Source organism: Pseudomonas sp. G1002, from assembly GCF_013385455.1.
In the GTDB taxonomy this organism is placed as follows: Bacteria; Pseudomonadota; Gammaproteobacteria; order Pseudomonadales; family Pseudomonadaceae; genus Aquipseudomonas.
Genome location: NZ_JACAPY010000047.1, coordinates 20,434 through 43,517, shown reverse-complemented (window position 1 = coordinate 43,517; position 23,084 = coordinate 20,434). Strand labels below are relative to the sequence as shown.

At 61.8% G+C, this 23,084-nt stretch carries 19 protein-coding genes; 13 read left to right on the top strand and 6 right to left on the bottom strand.

Annotated features, from left to right (window positions below):
• The first annotated feature begins 121 nt into the window (after nt 1-121).
• The 7 genes from HX801_RS27220 (at nt 122) to HX801_RS27190 (ending at nt 8,874) form a co-directional block, all read left to right on the top strand.
• A complete protein-coding gene (locus HX801_RS27220; RefSeq protein WP_166742189.1) occupies nt 122-1,015 on the top strand; it encodes a DMT family transporter in 894 nt (297 codons plus the stop codon).
• 1 nt (nt 1,016) lies between these two features.
• Nucleotides 1,017-2,879, top strand: a complete 1,863-nt coding sequence (gene moeB, locus HX801_RS27215) for a molybdopterin-synthase adenylyltransferase MoeB (protein ID WP_177023063.1) — start codon at nt 1,017-1,019, stop codon at nt 2,877-2,879.
• A 24-nt stretch (nt 2,880-2,903) separates the two neighbouring features.
• On the top strand, nt 2,904-3,818 hold the full coding sequence (locus HX801_RS27210; RefSeq protein WP_043225528.1) for a PLP-dependent cysteine synthase family protein: 915 nt from the start codon (nt 2,904-2,906) through the stop codon (nt 3,816-3,818).
• A gap of 22 nt (nt 3,819-3,840) precedes the next feature.
• On the top strand, nt 3,841-4,833 hold the full coding sequence (locus tag HX801_RS27205; protein ID WP_003214992.1) for a serine O-acetyltransferase: 993 nt from the start codon (nt 3,841-3,843) through the stop codon (nt 4,831-4,833).
• Nucleotides 4,834-4,835: 2 nt separating this feature from the next.
• Nucleotides 4,836-5,564, top strand: coding sequence for an alanyl-tRNA editing protein (locus HX801_RS27200; protein WP_003214990.1), 729 nt, complete (start codon nt 4,836-4,838; stop codon nt 5,562-5,564).
• Between the two features lie 227 nt (nt 5,565-5,791).
• Nucleotides 5,792-7,537 (top strand): ABC transporter permease subunit, encoded by a 1,746-nt coding sequence (locus HX801_RS27195; protein WP_003214988.1) that lies wholly within the window; start codon nt 5,792-5,794, stop codon nt 7,535-7,537.
• Between the two features lie 14 nt (nt 7,538-7,551).
• Complete coding sequence (locus tag HX801_RS27190; RefSeq protein ID WP_177023062.1) at nt 7,552-8,874, top strand: AAA-associated domain-containing protein; 1,323 nt, start codon at nt 7,552-7,554, stop codon at nt 8,872-8,874.
• 113 nt (nt 8,875-8,987) lie between these two features.
• Here the strand turns inward: HX801_RS27190 and prpD are convergent, their stop codons facing one another.
• The 6 genes from prpD to HX801_RS27160 all read right to left on the bottom strand — a co-directional run bounded on the left by prpD (nt 8,988) and on the right by HX801_RS27160 (nt 17,439).
• Nucleotides 8,988-10,472 (bottom strand): 2-methylcitrate dehydratase, encoded by a 1,485-nt coding sequence (gene prpD / locus HX801_RS27185; RefSeq protein WP_177023061.1) that lies wholly within the window; start codon nt 10,470-10,472, stop codon nt 8,988-8,990.
• Between the two features lie 166 nt (nt 10,473-10,638).
• Nucleotides 10,639-11,829: a 2-methylaconitate cis-trans isomerase PrpF gene (prpF, locus tag HX801_RS27180; RefSeq protein ID WP_177023060.1), complete on the bottom strand. Its 1,191-nt coding sequence runs from the start codon at nt 11,827-11,829 to the stop codon at nt 10,639-10,641.
• Nucleotides 11,830-11,871: 42 nt separating this feature from the next.
• The gene (gene acnD / locus HX801_RS27175) at nt 11,872-14,466 is read right to left on the bottom strand and encodes a Fe/S-dependent 2-methylisocitrate dehydratase AcnD (RefSeq protein ID WP_102605101.1); all 2,595 of its coding nucleotides are present in this window, start codon (nt 14,464-14,466) and stop codon (nt 11,872-11,874) included.
• A gap of 201 nt (nt 14,467-14,667) precedes the next feature.
• Entirely contained in the window at nt 14,668-15,795 is a 1,128-nt protein-coding gene (gene prpC / locus HX801_RS27170; RefSeq protein ID WP_008432675.1) for a 2-methylcitrate synthase, read from the bottom strand.
• Nucleotides 15,796-15,835: 40 nt separating this feature from the next.
• Nucleotides 15,836-16,729, bottom strand: a complete 894-nt coding sequence (prpB, locus tag HX801_RS27165; protein ID WP_003214976.1) for a methylisocitrate lyase — start codon at nt 16,727-16,729, stop codon at nt 15,836-15,838.
• Nucleotides 16,726-17,439 carry a GntR family transcriptional regulator gene (locus tag HX801_RS27160; protein WP_008432676.1) on the bottom strand — a complete coding sequence of 238 codons (714 nt, stop codon included), beginning with the start codon at nt 17,437-17,439 and terminating at the stop codon, nt 16,726-16,728. Before HX801_RS27160 ends, prpB begins: the two co-directional genes overlap by 4 nt.
• A gap of 272 nt (nt 17,440-17,711) precedes the next feature.
• Here HX801_RS27160 and HX801_RS27155 point away from each other — a divergent pair, with 272 nt between their 5' ends.
• The 6 genes from HX801_RS27155 (at nt 17,712) to HX801_RS27130 (ending at nt 23,001) form a co-directional block, all read left to right on the top strand.
• Nucleotides 17,712-18,245 (top strand): ATP-dependent zinc protease, encoded by a 534-nt coding sequence (locus HX801_RS27155; protein WP_023659091.1) that lies wholly within the window; start codon nt 17,712-17,714, stop codon nt 18,243-18,245.
• A gap of 5 nt (nt 18,246-18,250) precedes the next feature.
• The gene (locus HX801_RS27150; protein WP_003214971.1) at nt 18,251-19,783 is read left to right on the top strand and encodes an inactive transglutaminase family protein; all 1,533 of its coding nucleotides are present in this window, start codon (nt 18,251-18,253) and stop codon (nt 19,781-19,783) included.
• On the top strand, nt 19,783-20,769 hold the full coding sequence (locus tag HX801_RS27145) for an alpha-L-glutamate ligase-like protein (protein ID WP_003214969.1): 987 nt from the start codon (nt 19,783-19,785) through the stop codon (nt 20,767-20,769). Before HX801_RS27150 ends, HX801_RS27145 begins: the two co-directional genes overlap by 1 nt.
• Nucleotides 20,770-20,774: 5 nt before the next feature.
• Nucleotides 20,775-22,115, top strand: a complete 1,341-nt coding sequence (gene pabB, locus HX801_RS27140; RefSeq protein WP_177023059.1) for an aminodeoxychorismate synthase component I — start codon at nt 20,775-20,777, stop codon at nt 22,113-22,115.
• A 227-nt stretch (nt 22,116-22,342) separates the two neighbouring features.
• Nucleotides 22,343-22,645 carry a type II toxin-antitoxin system HigB family toxin gene (locus tag HX801_RS27135; protein ID WP_003214964.1) on the top strand — a complete coding sequence of 101 codons (303 nt, stop codon included), beginning with the start codon at nt 22,343-22,345 and terminating at the stop codon, nt 22,643-22,645.
• Nucleotides 22,645-23,001: a type II toxin-antitoxin system HigA family antitoxin gene (locus HX801_RS27130; protein ID WP_087695204.1), complete on the top strand. Its 357-nt coding sequence runs from the start codon at nt 22,645-22,647 to the stop codon at nt 22,999-23,001. The genes HX801_RS27135 and HX801_RS27130 overlap by 1 nt, the downstream gene beginning before the upstream one ends.
• The last annotated feature ends 83 nt before the right edge of the window (nt 23,002-23,084 follow it).

Here is a 23,084-nt window from a genome sequence, read left to right as displayed (position 1 = left end):
TTCAATCACCGAATCATGGCACTCAATATAGAGGTCAATTCGGTCTCATGGAAGCAATGTCACGATGCCAATGTCCGCCGTTCTCGAAAATGCTGGAAAAACAAAAACTCACAAGCAGTGGTTGGCCGGGCTGATTACCAGTGTGATGTTCCTGATCGTGTGTCTCAGCTGGGGCACTACCTGGCTGGGCATCAAGATCGCCGTGGAAAGCGTGCCACCGCTGACCTCCGCCGGGCTGCGGTTCCTGATCGCGTTTCCGCTGTTCCTGTGTTTCGCCTGGGTGCGCCGCGAGCCGATCCTGTTTCCCCGGGAAAGCCGCTGGTTCTTCGTGTTTGTGACGCTGTCCTACTTCAGCGTTCCGTATTACCTGCTCAACTACGGCGAAATGCATGTCTCGTCCGGCCTCACCGCGCTGCTGTTCAGCTGCATGCCGGTGTTTATCCTGATTTTCTCCGCGCTGTTCCTGCGCGAGCGCATCTACTTTTCCCAGGTGATCGGCATCGCCATCGGGTTCGGCAGCCTGTACATGATCATCAAGAGCCAGGGCCTGCACCTGGACCACGCCGAGTTCTTCGGCGTGCTGGCGATCCTCGCTGCGGCGATCATGCATGCCTTGTGCTACGTGATTACCAAGAAACAAGGCAGTGCCATCAGCGTGATCACCTACAACACCCTGCCCATCGGCATCGCCGGGTTGATGCTGTTTGTCGCCGGGCTGTGGTTTGAAACCCCGACCTTTGAAGACATCACCCTGCGGTCCTGGAGTGCGCTGTTCTACCTCGGGCTGGTGGCCTCGGTGGGCGGTTTTATCGTGTATTTCATGCTGCTAAAGCGCCTGAGCCCGATCATTTTGTCCTTCGTGTTCATCATCTTCCCGGTGTTCGCGGTGATCATCGGGGCCTGGTACGAGGGCGTGCAGATTTCCAGGGACCTGATGATGTATTCGGCGATCCTGCTGGCCGGCTTTGCCATCACCAAGCTGCCCATCGAAAAGCTCCTGGCGAAGAAAAACTGAGATGAAGGTCCTGAGCCCAAGCGCACTGGAGCAGATCTACGCCCACGCCGACCGCAGCTACCCCGAGGAATGCTGCGGTTTCGTTTTCGCCGATGGCAGCGTGTACCTGGGCAGCAACATCCAGAACGAGCTGCACAGCAAGAACCCGGATATGTATTCACGCAGCGCCGCCAACGGCTACACCTTCTCGGTGGCCGACACGCTGATGATGAACAAGGCGTTTCGCAGTGATAACCCGGTGGTGGTGATCTACCACTCCCACCCTGACGTCGGCGCGTATTTCAGCGACGAAGACCAGGACAAGGCCCTTTTCATGGGCGAGCCGATCTACCCCGTAAGCTACCTGGTGGTGGATGTTCGCCAGGGCAAGACCCAAGGTTCCAAGCTGTTTGCCTGGGATGGCAAACGTTTCGCCCAAAACCCCTTCAACGACCTGCAAACGGAGTTGTGCATGAACGCTGTCTCTTTCCCCGACATCCTGGTCCGCGTGGCCAAGCTGCCAGCATCGACCCTCGAGGGTGCCGGATCGACATTGCGCGAAGTCATTGAAAACCTGTGCGATAACCATCCGAATTTACGTGCGCACCTGTTTCACGAAAATAACAACCAGATCAAGGAGCACTTCCTCTTTATCGCCGAAGAAGAACTGATCAACGCCGATGACAGGTTACCGGAAGAAGCCAAAATCGAAGTACTGCTGGCCACCTCCGGCGGCATGGACGTCGACCAACTGAGCAACGAAGAAGTGCAGCGCTACGTGCGCCACATCACCCTGCCCGGCGTCGGCCGCGAAGGCCAGTTGAACCTGAAGAAAGCCCGCGTGCTGATCATCGGCACCGGCGGCCTCGGTTCGCCCATCAGCCTGTACCTGGCGGCAGCCGGCATCGGCACCCTGGGGCTGGTGGATTTCGACGTGGTGGAAAGCAGCAACCTGCAACGCCAGATCGTCCACGGCAACAGCACCCTGGGCCTGCCCAAGGTCGAGTCCGCCAAGCAGCGCTTGCAGGACCTCAACAGCCACATCCAGATCAACACCTACGACACCGCCTTCAACACCGACAACGCCCTGGAACTGGTGGGCGCCTATGACCTGGTGATCGACGGCACCGACAATTTCGAAACCCGCTACCTGGTCAACGACGCTTGCGTGCAGTTGGGCAAGCCGTTGGTGTACGGCGCCATCTACCGCTTCGACGGGCAGATCAGCGTGCTCAACTATAAAGGCGGGCCGTGCTATCGCTGCCTGTTTCCCCAGGCACCACCGGCGGAACTGGCGCCCAACTGCAGCGCCGGCGGGGTCATCGGCGTATTACCCGGGGTGGTCGGGATGATCCAGGCCACCGAGGCGATCAAGCTGCTGATCGGCATTGGCGAACCACTCTCGGGCCGGCTGATGCGCTTTGATGCGCTGGCGATGAAGTTCAGCGAGATCCGCTTCAAGCGCCGCGCCGACTGCCCTTGCTGCTCGGAACTGCGACACAGCCAAACCATCGCCCCCGCCGTCTGCGCCGACGCCCTGCCAAGCCAACCTTCCCTGGCCGAAGAACGCTACATCAAGCCGCGGGTGCTCAAGCAACTGCTCGAGCAACACAGCAAGGCCGACGTACTGCTGGATGTGCGGGACGCCAGCGAGCTGGAAGTGTGCAAGTTGCCGGGGGTGGTGCACATCCCGCTGGCCGAGCTCGACGGGCAACTCGCCAACCTCAGCCGCGACAACACGCACTACCTCATCTGCTACGCCGGGACCCGCGCGGAGCAAGCCGCCAGCACCTTGCTGGCCGCCGGATTCGCCAACACCAAAGTACTGCAAGGTGGCATGAAACACTGGGTTCGCGACGTCGAACCCGACATGCCTTTGTACTGATCAGCGGCCATGGGCTCTTACTTGATGTTGCATAACTCGATACTCGACGCCATTGGCCAAACGCCCATCGTGCGCCTGGAACAGTTTTCCGAAGACCTCGGCATCGAGGTCTACGCCAAGCTGGAATCCCTCAACCCCGGCGGAAGCCACAAGGCACGCATCGCCCTGGGCATGATCCTCGACGCCGAGCGCCGGGGCATTCTGATTCGTGGCTCAGGGCAAACCATCATCGAGCCCAGCGGCGGCAACACCGGCATCGGCCTGGTGATGGCCGGTAACGTGCTGGGCTATAAAGTGGTGCTGGTGATCCCCGACAACTACAGCCCCGAGAAGCAGAAACTGCTGCGCCTGTACGGCGCCAGGGTGGTGCTGTCGGACAGCCGCCTGGGCAACAATTCCCACGGCGAAAAGTGCATGGAGCTGCAGCTGGAAAACCCCAGCTACGTGATGCTCAACCAGCAGCGCAACGGCGCCAACCCGCAGACCCACCGTGACACCACCGCCCGGGAAATCATCCGCGCCTTCGGCGAGCTGCGTGTGGACTACTTCGTCAGCGGCATCGGCACCGGGGGCCATATCACCGGCATCGGCGAAACCCTCAAGAGCACCTGGCCGGCGATCCGCGTGATGGGGGTGGAGCCGGAAGAGTGCGACCTGCTCAGCGACCGCCATGCGCCGCACCATATCCAGGGCCTGTCGATCGGCTTGATCCCGAGCATTCTCAACGTCGCGATCATTGACGGGATGCTCAAGGTGTCGCGCCAGGAATGCCTCGACATGATCAAACGCATCATGCGCACCGACGCCATCAGCCTCGGGCTGTCGTCGGCCGCCAACATGGTAGCCATCGCCAAGCTGGCGCCGGAGCTGCCCACCGACACCGTCGTGCTGACCATGGTCTACGACAGTGCCGACAGCTATCTGCCCTGTTTTGAATAACAACTATTGCGGGGGTGCCTCCATGGGGGGCTTTATCGACATGCAACAACTGCACGATGAGTTGCTCACCCACCTCATCACCACGCTTACGCCTGCGCAGTTGAAGCAGCTGGAGGCGCATCTCGCGCCGCTGATCCAGGCGGCGGCCCAGGCGGTGGCCGAAGACCTGATCGCCTATGCCTGGCGCGACCCGGCGTCCCGTGGGCGCGGAGAGCTGATCCTGGAGTCCTACGCCTCGTTCAAGGCCGTGCTGTATTACCGCCTGGCGCACCTGGTGTGGAATTTCCCGGACAAGAACAACGGCGTGTTTTCCGCCATCGCCCTGAAGCTGAGCAACCAGGGCAAGATCCTGTCCGGCGCCGAAATTCACCCCGCGGCGCGGATCGGCCGGCGCTTTGTGCTGGACCACGGTTACGGCACGGTCATCGGTGAAACCTGCGAGATCGGCAACGACTGCTACATCCTCTGCGGCGTGACCCTCGGCGCCCGGGGCATCGCCAACAACCCGGACGGCAAGCGCCACCCGCGGCTGGGCAACAACGTGGAAGTCGGCTCCGGCGCACGGGTGCTCGGTTACGTGCTGATCGGTGACAACGTGTTCATCAGTCCGTCCTGCGTGATCACCCAGGACGTGCCGGCCGGCACCAAGGTCAAGGTGGTCAACCAGATCCAGCTGCAGAAAAACGATGAGTCGGACCACAGCAATTACCTCGGCGCATTTGCCCTCGACGAACGCCTGCACGTGGTGGGCGAAGTCAACGCCAGCCACAAGGTGACGGTATTGGACGCTGACTTTCATCCCCTGCCCGGCCTGCTGCTGGAGCCGACAGTCAAGGAACGTCATCACCTGCAATTCCGCCTGCGGCACATCGAAACCAACGCCTACCCGCCGCGCCTGCCGCTGAACCTGAAAGTGACCGGGCCCGAATTTGAAATCACCCTGCTATCTCCTCCTGGCTTGAGCGCGATGGTTCGTCGCCTGCTGCAAGCCAGCCCACTGATCGTCGGAGGTTGAACATGTCCGTGCACACCATGGAAACCCTCGCGCTGTTCGACAGCGCGCCTTACCAGAATGCCTTCAGTGCGCGGGTGATTGCCGTCAGCGAACAGGGAATCGCCCTGGAGCACACGCTGTTCTACCCCACCGGCGGCGGCCAACCGGGGGACACCGGCCATTTCATCCTGCCCGACGGCAGCCGCGTCGACATCACCGGCACCGTGCGTGACCCGGTGCTGCGCTCGATCATCTGGCACCAGGTAGAACACTGCCCCGAGCAACTGGCCGCCGGGATGCAGGTAGACGCCAGCCTGGACTGGGAACGTCGCTACCAGCACATGAAAATGCACACCTGCCTGCACCTCCTGTGCTCGATCATCGACGCTCCGGTGACCGGTTGCAGCATCGGCGCCGACAAGGGCCGCCTGGATTTCGACCTGCCGGAAATGACCCTCGACAAAGAGACCATCACCCGTGACCTCAATGCCTTGATCGAACAGGCTCATGGGGTGAAAACCCTGTCCATGCCCGCCTCGGAGTATTCAACCCTGCTGCAGATCACTCGCACCCAGGCGGTGGCGCCACCGGTCATCCAGGGGGCAGTACGGGTGATTGAAATCGCCGGGATCGATATCCAGCCCTGCGGCGGCACCCATGTGACCAATACCGAGGAAATCGGCCGGGTGTTCTGCGAAAAAATCGAGAAGAAGAGCAAACACAATCGCAGGGTGATCCTGCGGTTTGAATAACCGCCGAGCGACGACCGGGGCGCCGACGCCCTAGTCGCCGTTCGTACAGGAAACTGACAGCAAATTTATGCGCTTGTAACATTCAGAAACGTACAATCCCGCCAGCAACGCCTCGTTGCCCCTGACTCGCGAAAACAGCGCCCGCCCTTCTCGGTGGGTCATTCGTGCAGCAGCTAAGCTCACTCCCATCACGCCCCTGAACCTGAACGCTGCAGGAATGACTGCCTATGAAAAGAGTGTTCCGTCACTACATCCCTGCATCCACATTGCGCTTGCTCCCCAACCGCTGGGATTTGGTCGCCCTGCCCCTGGTGATCGGCTTTTTACTGTTTTTCTCCATCACTGCGCGGGAAACCTGGGCGCCTATCGCCACCCTGCAGAGTGAAGTGATCTCGCTGGACCCGGCCAACCTGCCGGAATACGCGATGCGCACCACGATGCGCATGCTGGCGGCGATGGTTGCAGCGCTGGTGTTCACCCTGTTGTACGGCACCCTGGCCGCCAAAAGCCGGCGCGCCGAGAAACTGCTGGTGCCCGTGCTCGACATCCTGCAATCAGTACCAGTGCTGGGTTACATCTCGTTCACAGTGACGTTCTTCCTGCTGCTGTTCCCCGGGCGTGTGCTCGGCGCGGAGTTCGCGGCCATCTTTGCGATTTTCACCAGCCAGGCCTGGAACATGACGTTCAGCTTCTACCAGTCGCTGCGCATGCTGCCCCATGACCTGGTGGAAGTGTCAACCAACCTGCGACTTTCCGGTTGGCAGCGGTTCTGGAAGCTCGACGTGCCCTTCGCCATGCCCGGGCTGGTGTGGAACATGATGATGAGCATGTCCGGCGGCTGGTTTTTCGTGGTCGCCTCCGAGGCCATTACCGTCGGCGACAAGACCATCACCTTGCCGGGCGTGGGCTCATACCTGGCCCTGGCGATTGCCCAGAAAGACCTGCACGCCGTGGGCTACGTGATCCTGGCGATGATTGTGGTCATCCTGATGTACGACCAGTTCCTGTTCCGCCCACTGGTGGCCTGGGCCGACAAGTTCCGCATGGAAACCACCGCCTCCCAGGGTGCCGCGCCGCAATCCTGGCTGCTGAACCTGATCCAGCGCACGCGCATCGTCCAGCGCATCCTGCGGCCTGTCACCCGCGCCATCAGCCGCATTGGCAACAAGCGCTTCAGCCTGGCGGGCGGTGCACTCAAGGCGCTGCCGGCAGAAACCCCGAAAGCGTCAAAAGTGATCGACTGGGTATGGGGCGCGCTCATCGCGCTGCTGGCCGCTTATGCGCTGTACCACATCGTGCAGTACGTCGGCACCGAAGTGACCCTCGCCGAAGTCGGCCATGTATTCGTGCTAGGGCTGATCACGTTGTTGCGGGTGGTCGGCCTGATCCTGATCGCCTCGCTGATCTGGGTGCCGCTGGGCGTGATGATCGGCTTGCGCCCTGCGCTTGCGGAAAAAATCCAGCCGCTGGCGCAGTTCCTTGCGGCCTTCCCGGCGAACCTGCTGTTCCCGGTGTTCGTCATCGTGATCCTGCACTACAACCTCAACCCGGATATCTGGCTGAGCCCGCTGATTGTGCTGGGCACCCAGTGGTACATCCTGTTCAACGTGATCGCCGGAGCCAGCGCGTTCCCGAATGACTTCAAGGAAGCCGCCGCCAACTTCCGCATTCGCGGCTGGTTGTGGTGGCGCAAGGTGATGCTGCCGGGGATTTTCCCGTACTACGTCACCGGCGCGATTACCGCCTCGGGGGGTGCCTGGAACGCCAGTATTGTGTCCGAGTACGTGTCCTGGGGCCACGACAACGTGGTCGCCCACGGGCTGGGCGCCTACATCGCCCAGACCACCGCGGCCGGCGACTTCCCGAAGATCGCCCTGGGCGTGGTGGTGATGTCGATCTTCGTGGTGGCGTTCAACCGCGCTGTGTGGCGGCCGATGTACGCCATGGCTGAAAACAAACTTCGTCTGAATTGATGGGACTCGCTGTGATGACTACCTATACCGAGCATGCCGCCGACACTCCGGAAATCTACTCGTTGAAAAACGTGAACCGGGTGTTCGGCAAAGGTAAAGACGAGCTGCAAGTCCTCAGCGGCGTGAACTTGAGCCTGCACGAAGGCGAGATTGTCGGCATGCTCGGCCGGTCCGGCTCGGGCAAGTCGACCTTGCTGCGCATCATCGCCGGGCTGATTCAGCCGTCGTCGGGCGAAGTGCGCTACAACGGCGCGCCGCTCAACGGCCCGGCCGAAGGCGTGGCCATGGTGTTCCAGACCTTCGCGCTGTTCCCGTGGCTGACCGTGCTGGAAAACGTCGAGGCCGGCCTGCAAGCCTTGCAGGTCGAGCGCAAGGAATCCCGCAGGCGCGCCCTGGCGGCCATCGACCTGATCGGCCTGGACGGTTTTGAAAACGCCTACCCGCGCGAACTGTCCGGCGGCATGCGCCAACGCGTGGGTTTCGCCCGTGGGCTGGTGGTGAACCCGACCCTGCTGCTGATGGACGAACCGTTCTCGGCGCTGGACGTGCTCACCGCTGAAACCCTGCGCACCGACTTGCTGGATCTGTGGAGCGGCAAGCAACTGCCGATCAAATCGATCCTGATCGTGACCCACAACATCGAAGAAGCGGTGCTGATGTGCGACCGCATCCTGGTGCTGTCGTCCAACCCTGGCCGGGTGGTGGCCGAGATCAAGGTGCCGTTTGCCCACCCGCGCAACCGCCTGGACCCGACCTTCCGGCAAATGGTCGACGACATCTACGCCCTGATGACCGACCGCCGCAGCGCCGACGCGAGCAGAGGTTTGCCTGAGCTGAAAATGGGCAGCCTGTTGCCGGAAGTCTCCACCAACCTGATGGCTGGCCTGATCGAAACCCTGGCCGCCGAGCCCTACAATGGCCACGCCGGCCTGCCTACCGTGGCTGAACGGCGTTTGCTGGAAGTCGACGATCTGTTCCCGGTGGCGGAGATGCTTGAGCATTTGGGCTTCGCCGAACTCAAGGGTGCCGATATCACCCTGACCGATGCCGGCAAACTGTTCGCCGACTACGGCACCCAGGAGCGTAAAACCCTGTTCGCCGAACACTTGATCCGCCACGTGCCATTGGCCGCGCGCATTCACCAGGTGTTGCTTGAGCGCAGCGGCCACCGGGCGCCACGGGTGCGCTTCGAGCAGGAACTGGAAGACTCGATGACGGAAGCCTTTGTGGAGAAAACCCTGGAAAGCGTGGTGGCCTGGGGGCGGTATGCGGAGATCTTCTCCTATGACGACCATACCGAGACGTTCAGCCTGGATGATGTGGAAGGCAGCATGTAGGTTTAATGTGGGAGCGGGCTTGCTCGCGAATGCGGTGGATCAGCCATATATGTATTGGCTGACACTCCGCATTCGCGAGCAAGCCCGCTCCCACATTTGACCAGTGGTGTTCTTCAGATGACGAACAGGTCCACAAACCGGTTTACCGGAGTGGCCTCAAGCCGTGCCTGATCCTTGCACAGCGCAAAAATCTCGGCACTGCGCTGCGCGGTAAACCGGGTCGCCAGGTTGGCCTTGAACTTGTCTTCAAGCAACGGAATGCCATCCACCCGACGGCGACGGTGGCCAATCGGGTATTCCACGGCCACCTGTTCGGTGCTGGAACCATCCTTGAAGAACACCTGCACCGCATTGGCGATGGAGCGCTTGTCGGCCTCCAGGTATTCGCAGCTGTAGCGCGGCTCCTCGACGATGACCATCTTTTCGCGCAGCTCATCGATGATCGGATGGGCCGCGTGGAATTCATCTTCGTATTGCTCGGCCACCAGGTTGCCAAACGCCAGCGGTACAGCGGTCATGTACTGCAGGCAATGATCGCGGTCCGCCGCGTTGGCCAACTGCCCGACCTTGGAGATGATCCGGATCGCCGACTCGTGGGTGGTGATGACAATCCTGTCGATCTCATGCAGGCGGTGCTTCACCTGTGGGTGCAGGGTGACTGCTGCCTCGCAGGCGGTTTGTGCGTGGAACTCGGCGGGGAAGCTGATCTTGAACAGTACGTTCTCCATCACATACGTGCCGTAGGGCTGCGACAGGCTGAAGGCGCGCTTGTCTTCGGGCTTGAGCGCCAGGTCCTTGTTGGTGTGGCTGAACAGCACGTCATAGAAGCCCCACTGCGGCGCGCTCAACACACCGGGAATGCCCATCTCGCCGCGCATGGCGATATCCGCCAGGCGCACCCCGCGACTCGACGCATCCCCCGCCGCCCACGACTTGCGCGAACCGGCGTTCGGCGCATGACGATAAGTACGCAATGCCTGGCCATCGACAAACGCCTGGGACAGGGCCGACAGCAGTTGCTCACGGTTGGCGCCCATCAGCTTGGCGGTGACGGCGGTGGAGGCGACTTTCACCAGCAGCACGTGGTCAAGGCCGACACGGTTGAAGGAGTTTTCCAGGGCAATCACACCCTGGATTTCGTGGGCCATGATCATCGCCTCCAGCACTGCCCGCACGGTCAGCGGTGCGTCGCCGTTGGCCAGGCGTTTTTGCGAGAGATGGTCGGCGACCGCGAGGATGCCACCGAGGTTATCGGAAGGGTGACCCCATTCGGCGGCAAGCCAGGTGTCGTTGTAGTCGAGCCAGCGCACGATGCAGCCGATGTCCCATGCGGCCTTGACCGGGTCCAGGCGGAACGAGGTGCCCGGCACCCGTGCGCCGAACGGCACCACCGTGCCTTCGACGATCGGCCCCAGGTGCTTGGTGCACTCCGGGAAACGCAGGGCCAGCAGGCCGCAACCGAGGGTGTCCATCAGGCAGTTGCGGGCGGTGTCGAGGGCATCGCGGGATTCGATCCTGAAATTCAGTACGTAGTCGGCGATGTCCTGCAGGACCTGGTCGTAGTCGGGGCGGTTGTTCTGGTCGACGTTGGCGCTCATGGCAGTACTCCAAAGTGGGTTAGGTGTGGTCCATCCTCAGGGTCAGGGTGTTCGTTCCCACGCTCTGCGTGGGAATGCCGCCTTGGACGCTTCGCGTCCCGTACGGCGCAAGGGTGACGCAGAGCGTCACGGGATACATTCCCACGCAGAGCGTGGGAACGATCGGTTAGAAAGCGTCGCCGGGGACGCGTACGAACCCTTCCATCAACACTCGCGCACTGCGGCTCATGATGGCTTTTTTCACGACCCATTCACCGTCGATCTGGCTGGCCTCGGCGCCTACGCGCAACGTCCCGGAGGGATGCCCGAACCGCACCGCATTGCGCTCCACGCCGCCCGCCGCCAAATTCACCAGCGTGCCGGAAATCGCCGCCGCCGTGCCAATCGCCACCGCCGCCGTGCCCATCATCGCGTGGTGCAACTTGCCCATGGACAGCGCCCGCACCAGCAGGTCGACATCACCCGCCTTGATCGCCTTGCCGCTGGACGCCACGTAGTCCGCAGGCCGCGCCACAAACGCCACCTTTGGCGTGTGCTGACGCTGGGCCGCCTCGTCCAGGTGCTTGATCAAGCCCATGCGCAGCGCACCATGGGCCCGGATGGTTTCAAACATCGCCAGGGCCTTGGGGTCGCCATTGATCGCGCTCTGCAGCTCGGTGCCGGTGTAACCCAGGTCCTGGGCGTTGATGAAGATGGTGGGAATCCCGGCATTGATCAGCGTCGCCTTGAACGTGCCGACACCCGGCACGTCCAGGTCATCCACCAGGTTGCCGGTAGGGAACATCGAGCCACCGCCGCCCTCTTCTTCCGCCGCCGGGTCCATGAATTCCAGCTGCACCTCGGCGGCCGGGAAGGTCACGCCGTCGAGTTCGAAGTCGCCGGTTTCCTGCACCGCGCCGTCGGTGATCGGTACGTGAGCGATGATGGTCTTGGCGATATTCGCCTGCCACACCCGCACCACGGCCACGCCGTTGTGCGGAATGCGCGCGGCATCTACCAGGCCGGCGCTGATGGCGAACGAACCCACCGCCGCCGACAGGTTGCCGCAGTTGCCGCTCCAGTCCACGAACGGTTTGTCGATGGACACCTGGCCGAACAGGTAGTCCACGTCGTGATCGGCTCGGGTACTTTTGGCCAGGATCACGGTTTTGCTGGTGCTGGAAGTCGCGCCGCCCATGCCGTCGATCTGCTTGTCATACGGGTCGGGGCTGCCGATCACCCGCAACAACAGCGCATCCCGCGCCGCGCCCGGCACCTGGGCCGACTCGGGCAAATCCTTGAGGCTGAAAAACACGCCTTTACTGGTGCCGCCACGCATGTAGGTGGCGGGAATCTTGATCTGCGGTACGTGTGCCATGGTGGTCCTCATGGGCCGGGGCGTTGGCCCCGGCCGCAGTTGTCAGGCAGTTACAGCCGATTCCAGGAAGTCCTGGGCAAAACGTTGCAACACGCCGCCCGCCTCGTAGATCGACACTTCTTCAGCCGTGTCCAGGCGGCAGGTCACCGGCACCTCGACACGCTCGCCGTTCTTGCGGTTGATCAGCAACGTCAGTTGCGCACGCGGGGTGCGTTCGCCGATCACGTCGTAGGTTTCAGTGCCGTCGATCTTCAGGGTCTTGCGGTCGGTGCCCGGCAGGAACTCCAGCGGCAGCACGCCCATGCCCACCAGGTTGGTGCGGTGGATGCGCTCGAAACCTTCGGCGGCAATCGCTTCAACACCGGCCAGGCGTACGCCCTTGGCCGCCCAGTCACGGGACGAACCCTGGCCGTAGTCGGCGCCGGCAATGATGATCAGCGGCTGCTTGCGCTCCATGTAGGTTTCGATGGCTTCCCACATGCGCGTGACCTTGCCTTCCGGCTCCAGGCGCGCCAGCGAACCCTGTTTGACCTTGCCGTCTTCAACCACCATTTCATTGAACAGTTTCGGGTTGGCGAAGGTGGCGCGCTGCGCGGTCAAGTGGTCGCCACGATGGGTCGCGTAAGAGTTGAAGTCGACTTCCGGCAGGCCCATTTTCGCCAGGTATTCGCCGGCGGCGCTGTCGAGCATGATCGCGTTGGACGGCGACAGGTGATCGGTAGTGATGTTGTCCGGCAGCACCGCCAGCGGGCGCATGCCCTTGAGCGGACGTGCACCGGCCAGGGCACCTTCCCAGTACGGCGGGCGACGGATGTAGGTGCTCTGCGGGCGCCAGTCGTACAGCGGCGTGACCTTCGGGCCGGTGTCTTCGTGGATCGCGAACATCGGGATGTACACCTGGCGAAACTGCTCCGGCTTGACCGACGCCTTGACCACCGCGTCGATTTCTTCGTCGCTTGGCCAGATGTCCTTGAGGCGGATTTCCTTGCCATTGGCGTCCAGGCCCAGCACGTCTTTTTCGATGTCGAAACGGATGGTGCCGGCAATCGCATAGGCCACCACCAGCGGCGGCGACGCGAGGAACGCTTGCTTGGCGTACGGGTGGATACGGCCGTCGAAGTTGCGGTTACCCGAAAGCACGGCGGTGGCGTACAGGTCGCGGTCGATGATCTCTTGCTGGATCACCGGATCGAGTGCGCCGGACATGCCGTTGCAGGTGGTGCAGGCGAACGCCACCACGCCGAAACCCAACTGCTCCAGCTCGGTGGTCAGCCCGGCTTCGTCGAGGTACATCGCGACGGTTTTCGAACCCGGTGCCAGGGACGACTTGACCCACGGCTTGCGGGCCAGGCCGAGCTTGTTGGCATTGCGTGCCAGCAGGCCGGCGGCAATCACGTTGCGCGGGTTGCTGGTGTTGGTGCAACTGGTGATGGCGGCGATGATCACCGCGCCGTCGGGCATTTGCCCCGGCACGTCATCCCACTGGCCGGAGATGCCCTTGGCCGCCAGATCGCTGGTGGCGACGCGGGCGTGGGGGTTGCTCGGGCCGGCCATGTTGCGCACCACCGAGGACAAATCGAAGCTCAGGCCACGCTCGTATTGCGCGCCCTTGAGGTCGTCCGCCCACAGGCCGGTGTGGCGAGCGTACTGCTCCACCAGGGTGACTTGCTCGTCTTCACGGCCGGTGAGCTTCAGGTAGGCGATGGTCTGTTGGTCGATGTAAAACATCGCGGCGGTGGCGCCGTATTCCGGGGCCATGTTGGAAATGGTGGCACGGTCGCCCAGGGTCAGCGCCGAAGCACCTTCACCGAAGAACTCCAGCCACGCACCGACGACCTTCTGCTTGCGCAGGAACTCGGTCAGCGCCAGCACCATGTCGGTGGCGGTGATGCCCGGTTGCAGCTTGCCCGTCAGCTCCACGCCAACACTTTCCGGCAGGCGCATCCACGAGGCGCGGCCGAGCATCACGCTCTCTGCTTCAAGGCCGCCAACGCCGATGGCGATCACGCCCAAGGCATCAACGTGAGGCGTGTGGCTGTCGGTGCCGACGCAGGTATCCGGGAAGGCCACGCCGTCACGTACCTGGATCACCGGAGACATTTTCTCCAGGTTGATCTGGTGCATGATGCCGTTGCCCGGCGGGATCACGTCGACGTTCTTGAAGGCCTTTTTGGTCCACTCGATAAAGTGGAAACGGTCTTCGTTGCGACGGTCTTCGATGGCGCGATTTTTCTCGAACGCCTGCGGGTCAGAACCACCGGCTTCGACGGCCAGGGAGTGGTCGACGATCAGTTGGGTCGGCACCACCGGGTTGACCTGGGCCGGGTCACCGCCTTGCAGGGCGATGGCGTCGCGCAGGCCGGCAAGGTCCACCAGGGCGGTCTGGCCGAGGATGTCGTGGCACACCACGCGGGCCGGGAACCACGGGAAGTCGAGGTCGCGTTTGCGCTCGATCAGTTGGCTCAAGGAGGCATTGAGGGTTGCGGGGTCACAGCGACGCACCAGGTTTTCCGCGAGCACGCGGGAGGTGTACGGCAGTGTGGCGTAGGCGCCGGGGGTGATTGCATCGACTGCCGCGCGGGCGTCAAAGAAATCGAGGCGGCTGCCGGGGAGCGCTTTGCGGTGTTCAGTGTTCATCGTCAGGACTCGGTCACGGTAGTTGCAAAAGGAAGAACCGTTGCTGATCCAAGGTGGAATGCGATCAAAATGTGGGAGCGGGCTTGCTCGCGAAAGCGGTGTGTCATGCAACACACATGGCGACTGTCACACCGCCTTCGCGAGCAAGCCCGCTCCCACATTTTTGATCCGGTTTCACCTCAAGATCAGCGGTTTCTCCACTCAGCGACGTTCGATTGGCACGAACTTGCGCTGCTCAACGCCGATGTACTCGGCGCTCGGACGGATGATGCGGTTGTTGGCTCGCTGCTCGAACACGTGAGCTGCCCATCCTGTCAGCCGCGAGCAGACGAAAATTGGGGTGAACAGCTTCGTCGGGATGCCCATGAAGTGGTACGCCGAGGCATGGTAGAAGTCGGCGTTGGGGAACAGTTTCTTCTGCTCCCACATGGTCTTGTCGATGGCTTCGGAAACCGGGAACAGCACGGTGTCGCCCACTTCGTCGGCGAGTTTTTTCGACCAGGCCTTGATCACTTCATTACGCGGGTCGCTGTCTTTATAGATCGCGTGGCCAAAGCCCATGATCTTGTCCTTGCGCGCCAGCATGCCGAGGGTGCCTTCCACCGCTTCCTGGGCGGAAGAGAAACGCTCGATCATCTCCATCGCCGCTTCATTGGCGCCGCCGTGCAGCGGGCCACGCAGGGAGCCGATGGCGGCAGTCACGCAGGAATACAGGTCCGACAGGGTCGACGCACACACGCGGGCGGTGAAGGTCGAGGCGTTGAATTCGTGCTCGGCGTAGAGAATCAGCGACACGTTCATCACCTTGACGTGCAAGTCGCTGGGCTTCTTGTCGTGCAGCAGGTGCAGGAAGTGCCCGCCGATGCTCGGCTCGTCGGTCACGCAGTTAATGCGCTGGCCGTCGTGGCTGAAGCGGTACCAGTAGCACATGATCGCCGGGAACGCGGCGAGCAGGCGGTCGGTCACATCGCGCTGCACGCTGAAGTCTTTCTCCGGCTCGATGTTGCCCAGGAACGAGCAACCGGTGCGCATCACGTCCATCGGGTGCGCGTCGGCGGGGATGCGTTCCAGCACTTCTTTCAGCGCCTGGGGCAGGTCGCGCAGTTTGCCGAGCTTGGCGGTGTAGGCGGCCAGTTCGGCTTTGGTCGGCAGTTCGCCGTAGAGCAGCAGGTAGGCGACTTCTTCAAACTGGGCATCGGCGGCGAGTTCGCGCACGTCGTAGCCGCGATAGGTCAAGCCGGCACCGGCCTGGCCCACGGTGGACAGTGCGGTTTGCCCGGCAACCTGGCCACGCAGGCCAGCTCCACTGAGTACTTTTGCTTCGGCCATGGTTATCTCCAATCTTGTAGTTATTAGTGAGGCGCTCGCGTTACTTCTTGGCGGCGAACAGCGCGTCGAGCTTCTGCTCGAAGGTGTGGTAGTCGATGCGATCATAAAGCTCCATGCGGGTTTGCATGGTGTCGATCACGTTCTGCTGGGTGCCGTCGCGACGGATCGCGGTGTAGACGTTCTCGGCCGCCTTGTTCATGGCGCGGAAGGCCGAGAGCGGGTACAGGACGATGGAAACATCCGCAGATTTCAGTTGATCGACGGTATAGAGAGGTGTCGCACCGAATTCGGTGATGTTGGCCAGGATCGGCGCTTTCACGCGAGAGGCGAACAGCTTGTACATCTCAAGCTCAGTGATGGCTTCCGGGAAGACCATGTCGGCGCCGGCCTCAATGCAGGCGGCCGCACGTTCCAGGGCGGATTCCAAACCTTCCACGGCCAGTGCGTCGGTGCGGGCCATGATCACGAAGCTGTCATCGGTACGCGCATCCACCGCAGCCTTGATGCGGTCGACCATTTCCTGCTGGGACACGATTTCTTTGTTCGGGCGATGGCCGCAACGCTTGGCGCCCACCTGGTCTTCGATATGGATCGCCGCCGCGCCGAACTTGATCATCGACTTGACGGTGCGCGCCACGTTGAACGCGGAGGAGCCGAAACCGGTGTCCACGTCCACCAGCAGCGGCAGGTCGCACACGTCGGTGATGCGGCGCACGTCCGTCAGCACGTCATCCAGGCCGGTGATGCCCAGGTCCGGCACACCGAGGGAGCCGGCAGCCACCCCGCCACCCGACAGGTAGATCGCCTTGAAGCCGGCGCGCTTGGCCAGCAGCGCATGGTTGGCGTTGATCGCGCCGACTACCTGCAACGGGTGCTCGCTGGCAACCGCGTCACGGAAACGCTGGCCTGGAGTGGTGTTGTTATTGGAACTCATGACTCACCTCGTGATTGGGGAGCGCCGTCCGGGAAGTGACGGGCAATGTTGCGTTTGGAGGCACCGATATGCCGGCGCATCAACAACTCGGCCAGTTCACCGTCGCGATCGGCAATCGCGTCAAGAATGCGGTGATGCTCGGCAAAGGCCTGGCGTGGACGATTGGGGGTGGCGGAGAATTGGATGCGGTACATGCGCACCAACTGATACAGCTCGCCGCACAACATTTGGGTCAGGGTGCGATTACCGGCGCCTTGAATTATCCGGTAATGAAAATCGAAGTCGCCTTCCTGCTGGTAGTAGCCGACACCGGCCTGGAAGGCCGCATCGCGCTCGTGGGTGTGCAACACCTGGCGCAGCTCTTCGATCTCGGCGTCGGTCATGCGCTCGGCGGCCAGGCGGCAGGCCATGCCTTCCAGGGATTCGCGGATTTCGTAGAGTTCGATCAGTTCTTCATGGCTCAACGAGACCACTCGCGCGCCCACATGGGGGATGCGCACCAGCAGGCGCTGGCCTTCCAGGCGATGAATCGCCTCGCGCAGCGGGCCACGGCTGATGCCATAGGTGCGCGCCAGTTCCGGCTCGGAGATCTTGCTGCCGGGGGCGATTTCGCCCTTGACGATGGCGGCCTGGATACGCCGGAAGACGTTCTCGGACATGGTCTGGGAATCGTCTTGGGCCATCACTGGGGTTTCCAGTTGATCCAGCATATTGTCGACACCTTTAAAAGCAATGCCGCAAAAACTAGCCAATCAGCCCCGGATAGTCAAAGAATAAATACACATTGTCGACAATCGTCTAATAACCCGCCTTGCACTCTATCGGGGCATGGCCGGCTGCCAGCGCTGGCGCCAGAAAACCTTCATGTTAGAATGCCGGCCACTTTTGCCTCACATCCCTGGATGAAAAGGCGCACGAGGGAGCTTGCGCAGCAATGCCAGTCGCCTTGAATTGAACATCGCACTGCACCGCGTCAGGATTTATGAGACTCAAGCCCTTCCCCCTTTTGCTTCTACTGTTTATCCCGGGCCTTGGCGTTGCTGCCGAGAAGACCGTTTATGGACTCAATGAATACGCCAAGTTGGCCGGCATTGACCTGGAAGTGGCCGCCAAGCTCGACACCGGGGCCAAGACCGCGTCCTTGAGCGCCCGCGACATCAAGCGCTTCAAGCGCAACGGCGAGTCCTGGGTGCGCTTCTACCTGGCCATCGACACCGCACACTCCCACCCCATCGAGCGCCCCCTGGCCCGCGTGAGCAAGATCAAGCGCCGCGCCGGTGACTACGACCCCGATGAAGACAAGAACTACACCGCCCGTCCAGTCATCGCCCTGGACATCTGCATGGGCACCGCTTTACGCAGTATCGAAGTGAACTTGACTGACCGCAGCGCCTTCCAATACCCGCTGCTGATCGGCTCCGAAGCGCTGAAACGCTTTGATGCGCTGGTCGACCCCAGTCTTAAATACGCGGCGGGCAAACCTGCCTGCGCCTCCGACGCTCATACCGCTGAGTAATTTGAATGCGCTCTCTTAATCTGCACCTGAAAATCCTGATCGCCGTTTTGGTGGTCTTGGGCATTTCGGTCACCGCCTATCAGATTTTCGTGCTGGGGATTCCCGTCACCGAGGACGCCACCGACGACCTGTGGAACATCGACGCCAAGGTCGAGTTCGTCGCCAGCGCCAAGGACCCGGTGAAAATCCAGATGTTCGTGCCGCCCCTGAGCCGCGACTTCGTCAGCCTGAATGAAAGCTTTATCTCGAATAACTACGGCGTCAGCGTCAATCGCCTCGACGGCAACCGCAAGGTCACCTGGTCGGCACGCCGGGCCAAGGGCAACCAGACCCTCTACTACCGCCTGGTGCTGACCAAGCGTTACAGCGGTGAAAAGGTCAAGGTCAAGGGCCCGACCTTCCGCGACAGCATCGCCGTCGAAGGCCCGGAAAAAATCGCCGCCGAAGCCCTGCTGGCGCCGATCCGCCAGCACTCGGCCGACGTCGAGACCTTTATCAGCGAAGCCATCAAGCGCACCAACAACCTCAACGACGACAACGTGAAGCTGCTGCTGGCGGGCGACCCGTCGACGCCGCACAAGGCCAAGATCGTCGAGTTGCTGCTGTCCATCGCCCACGTGCCGGTGGAAAAGGTCCACACCATCCGCCTGGTGGCCGACCAGCCGCAAACCCCGGAACTCTGGCTGCGCAGCTTCAACGGCAATGACTGGCTGTACTTCAACCCCGACACCGGCGAGCAAGGCCTGCCGGCCGACCGCCTGCTGTGGTGGACCGGTGATGAAAACCTGATCACCGTCGACGGCGGCAAGAAGGCCATGGTGACCTTCAGCCTCAACAACAGCGAAATGAACGCGATTCGCCTGGCCAAGCTGACGGACGAAAACACCGACGCCAACTTCCTCGAGTACTCGCTGTACGGCCTGCCGCTGCAAACCCAGCAGACCTTCATGATCATGGTGATGATCCCGATTGGCGTGCTGGTGATCCTGATCCTGCGCAACCTGATCGGCCTGCAGACCCTTGGCACGTTTACCCCGGTGCTGATTGCCCTGGCGTTCCGAGAGACACAGCTGGGCTTCGGGATTGTGCTGTTCACCATTATTACGGCGCTGGGGCTGTCGCTTCGGTCTTACCTGGAACACTTGAAGCTGCAGATGCTGCCGAGGCTCTCGGTGGTGCTGACCTTCGTGGTGGTGCTGATCGCCGCCATCAGTCTGTTCAGCCACAAGCTCGGCCTGGAACGCGGGCTGTCGGTGGCATTGTTCCCGATGGTGATCCTGACCATGACCATCGAACGCCTGTCGATTACCTGGGAAGAACGCGGTGGCGGCCATGCGATGAAAGTCGCGATCGGCACGCTGTTCGCCGCTTCCCTGGCGCACATCATCATGAGCGTGCCGGAACTGATCTACTTCGTGTTCACCTTCCCGGCGATCCTGTTGATCCTGGTGGGCTTCATGCTGGCCATGGGTCGTTATCGCGGCTACCGCCTGACCGAACTGGTGCGTTTCAAGGCCTTCCTCAAGGCTGACTCGTAATGTTCGGCTTCTGGAAGACCTGGAAGGCCCTGGAAGCGCGGGGGATCATGGGCATCAACCGGCGAAATGCCGACTACGTGCTCAAGTACAACAAGCGCAGCCTGTATCCGATCGTCGATGACAAGATCATCACCAAGGAACGGGCCATGGCCGCCGGCATCCACGTGCCGGAAATGTACGGGGTCATTTCCACCGAGAAGGAAATCGACAAGCTCGACGAGATCATCGGCGGGCGCAGCGACTTCGTGATCAAGCCGGCCCAGGGCGCCGGTGGTGACGGTATCCTGGTGATCGCCGACCGTTTTGAAGGGCGCTACCGGACCGTCTCCGGCAAGATCATCAGCCATGAAGAAATCGAGCATCAGATTTCCAGCATCCTCACCGGCCTGTATTCCCTCGGCGGCCACCGGGACCGGGCACTGATCGAATACCGGGTGGTGCCCGACCAGATCTTCAAGAGCATCAGCTACGAAGGCGTACCGGACATCCGCATCATTGTGCTGATGGGCTACCCGGTGATGGCCATGCTGCGCTTGCCCACCCGCCAGTCCGGCGGCAAGGCCAACCTCCACCAGGGCGCGATTGGCGTGGGTGTCGACCTCGCCACCGGCCTGACCCTGCGCGGCACCTGGCTGAACAACATCATCACCAAGCACCCCGACACCACCAATGCGGTGGACGGCGTGCAACTGCCCAACTGGGACGGTTTCATGAAGCTCGCCGCCGGCTGCTACGAACTGTGCGGCCTGGGCTATATCGGCGTGGACATGGTGCTGGACCAGGAAAAGGGTCCGTTGATCCTGGAACTTAACGCTCGCCCGGGGCTGAACATCCAGATTGCCAACGACTGCGGCCTGACCTTGCGCACCCATGCCGTGGAGGCTCGACTGGAAGAGCTGAAGGCGGCGGGCGTGACGGAAACACCGGAGGAACGGGTTAAGTTTGTGCAGGAAATGTTTGGGCATATTCCGGCGGTCGAGGGATAAACCCAGTGACCTGCTCCGTACACCCGCTGCCCTACCGGGCCAACCCTGCCGAATACTTTGCAGCAATCCGCCATGCGCCCGGCGCGGTGCTGCTGGACAGTGGCCGACCGGCGGCCGAGCGCGGCCGTTATGACCTGCTGAGCGCCTGGCCCGAGACGACCCTGGCGGTACTGCCCGACGAAAGCGGCAGTGATTTCCTGCAGCGCCTGCGGGAAAACCTGACGTTGCTGGGTGAAGCCACGATCCCCGCGCCCTACGAACTGCCGTTTGCCGGCGGCCTCATCGGCTACCTGAGCTACGACTTCGGTCGTCATCTTGAGCACCTGCCACACCTGGCGGTGGACGACCTGCACCTGCCGGATGCACGCTTTGGCCTGTACGCCTGGGCCTTGATCAGCGATCACCAGGCGCAGACCAGCCAACTGGTGTTCCATCCCAAACTGGCGGAAAGCGAACGGCAACGCCTGATTACCTTGTTCGGTCAGCCGACCATCAGCGCATCGGCCACCTTCAAGCTGCAAGGCCCAATGGCCCCGGACGTGACAGCCGACACCTACCAGCACGCAATCGCCCGCATCCAGGACTACATCCAGGCGGGTGACTGCTACCAGGTCAACTTTGCCCAACGCTTCCGTGCCCCGTGCAGTGGCGATCCGTGGGTGGCCTATTGCGCCCTGCGCGCAGCCTGCCCAACACCGTTTTCCGGGTTCCAGAGCTTGCCGGATGATGGCGCGGTATTGAGTTTATCGCCGGAGCGCTTCGTCAAAATCAGCCAGCGCCAGGTGGAAACCCGCCCGATCAAGGGCACCCGGCCAAGGGGGGCGACGCCCGAGGAAGATGCAGCCAACGCCGCTGAATTGCTGGCCAGCCCCAAGGATCGTGCCGAAAACCTGATGATCGTCGACCTGCTGCGCAACGACCTGGGCCGCACCTGCCGCACCGGCTCGGTGAGGGTCCCGGAGTTGTTCAGCCTGGAAAGCTATCCCAACGTGCATCATCTGGTGAGCAGCGTGACCGGCGAATTGGCCGACGATAAAGACGCCCTCGACCTGATCGCCGGCAGCTTCCCCGGCGGCTCCATCACCGGCGCACCGAAGATTCGCGCGATGCAGATCATCGACGAGCTGGAGCCGACCCGGCGCGGGTTGTATTGCGGTTCGCTGGTGTATCTGGACGTGCGCGGCGAGATGGACAGCTCCATCGCCATTCGCAGCCTGTTGGTCAAGGAAGGTCAGGTGTGCTGCTGGGGCGGCGGCGGGATTGTCGCGGACTCGGAGTGGCAGGCGGAGTATCAGGAGTCGATGACCAAGGTGCGGGTGTTGTTACAAACCTTGGAAAGCCTGTAGCACGCAGCCCTCCCTGGCTCTGCGACGCGGAGCCAGGCAGCAGAAAAGACCTGAATCAGTACCTAAGTAGACGGGGTCGAAGCCGGAGGATAGCGTCCGGTTTCAACCGTCCACCAGCCGTCTGTGAAGGATCACATGAAACGACTGCCTACTTGTCAGGAAAGATTTCCGAGATTGCATCTGCCCTCAACCGCACCTATCATCTCCCAAATTGGGAGGTCGCAGCGATGCGGATAATCGCTCTGTCTGCCCTACGAATATTCTGGGAAAACCACCCTGGTTGCATGGATGCCAAAACGCCGCTGGTCGAGCTGTATCGCCATATGGAAAAAGCTGTTTACCCAACCCCTCAGGCCCTCAAGGCAGAGCTAAGGACAGCGAGCATTCTCAAAGGGGGCCGGGTTGTGTTCAACATAGGTGGCAACAAGTATCGAGTGATCATGGCGATCAATTATCAGCGACAGCTTGCGTTCATACGCTTCGTGGGGACCCACGCGCAGTACGATCAGATCAATGCGGAGACCGTGTGATGAACATCAAACCCATTCATTCCCAGGAAGACCTGACCGCTGCGCTCGCGCGCGTCGAACAGCTATGGGAAGCGGAAATCGGCTCGCCCGAGGGTGACGAGCTGGAAATTCTCGCGATACTTATCGAAAAGTACGAAGCGGAGCATTTCCCAATGCCGCCTTCGGATCCCGTAGAAGCGATTAAATTTCGAATGGAGCAACTAGGCCTGACCGCCCGTGACCTGGAGCCTTTCATAGGTCCGAGCGGGCGGGTTTCCGAAGTGTTGAATCATAAGCGCAAGCTGAGCTTGTCGATGATCAAACGCCTGCATGAAGGCTTGCGCATTCCTTATGAGAGTTTGCTGGCAGGGGTCTAGGCTGTGCAGTGGCCATACCGGCCCTATCGCGGACAAGCCCGGCTCCCACATGGGAGCGCGGTCAACATGTGGGAGCTGGCTTG

Bases quoted from the DNA above. Each gene is read 5' to 3' on its own strand.
- moeB (WP_177023063.1), top strand. From the start codon at position 1,017: ATGAAGGTCCTGAGCCCAAGCGCACTGGAGCAGATCTACGCCCACGCC.
- HX801_RS27210 (WP_043225528.1), top strand. From the start codon at position 2,904: ATGTTGCATAACTCGATACTCGACGCCATTGGCCAAACGCCCATCGTG.
- HX801_RS27205 (WP_003214992.1), top strand. From the start codon at position 3,841: ATGGGGGGCTTTATCGACATGCAACAACTGCACGATGAGTTGCTCACC.
- HX801_RS27200 (WP_003214990.1), top strand. From the start codon at position 4,836: ATGTCCGTGCACACCATGGAAACCCTCGCGCTGTTCGACAGCGCGCCT.
- HX801_RS27195 (WP_003214988.1), top strand. From the start codon at position 5,792: ATGAAAAGAGTGTTCCGTCACTACATCCCTGCATCCACATTGCGCTTG.
- HX801_RS27190 (WP_177023062.1), top strand. From the start codon at position 7,552: ATGACTACCTATACCGAGCATGCCGCCGACACTCCGGAAATCTACTCG.
- prpD (WP_177023061.1), bottom strand. From the start codon at position 10,472: ATGAGCGCCAACGTCGACCAGAACAACCGCCCCGACTACGACCAGGTC.
- prpF (WP_177023060.1), bottom strand. From the start codon at position 11,829: ATGGCACACGTACCGCAGATCAAGATTCCCGCCACCTACATGCGTGGC.
- acnD (WP_102605101.1), bottom strand. From the start codon at position 14,466: ATGAACACTGAACACCGCAAAGCGCTCCCCGGCAGCCGCCTCGATTTC.
- prpC (WP_008432675.1), bottom strand. From the start codon at position 15,795: ATGGCCGAAGCAAAAGTACTCAGTGGAGCTGGCCTGCGTGGCCAGGTT.
- prpB (WP_003214976.1), bottom strand. From the start codon at position 16,729: ATGAGTTCCAATAACAACACCACTCCAGGCCAGCGTTTCCGTGACGCG.
- HX801_RS27160 (WP_008432676.1), bottom strand. From the start codon at position 17,439: ATGCTGGATCAACTGGAAACCCCAGTGATGGCCCAAGACGATTCCCAG.
- HX801_RS27155 (WP_023659091.1), top strand. From the start codon at position 17,712: ATGAGACTCAAGCCCTTCCCCCTTTTGCTTCTACTGTTTATCCCGGGC.
- HX801_RS27150 (WP_003214971.1), top strand. From the start codon at position 18,251: ATGCGCTCTCTTAATCTGCACCTGAAAATCCTGATCGCCGTTTTGGTG.
- HX801_RS27145 (WP_003214969.1), top strand. From the start codon at position 19,783: ATGTTCGGCTTCTGGAAGACCTGGAAGGCCCTGGAAGCGCGGGGGATC.
- HX801_RS27135 (WP_003214964.1), top strand. From the start codon at position 22,343: ATGCGGATAATCGCTCTGTCTGCCCTACGAATATTCTGGGAAAACCAC.
- HX801_RS27130 (WP_087695204.1), top strand. From the start codon at position 22,645: ATGAACATCAAACCCATTCATTCCCAGGAAGACCTGACCGCTGCGCTC.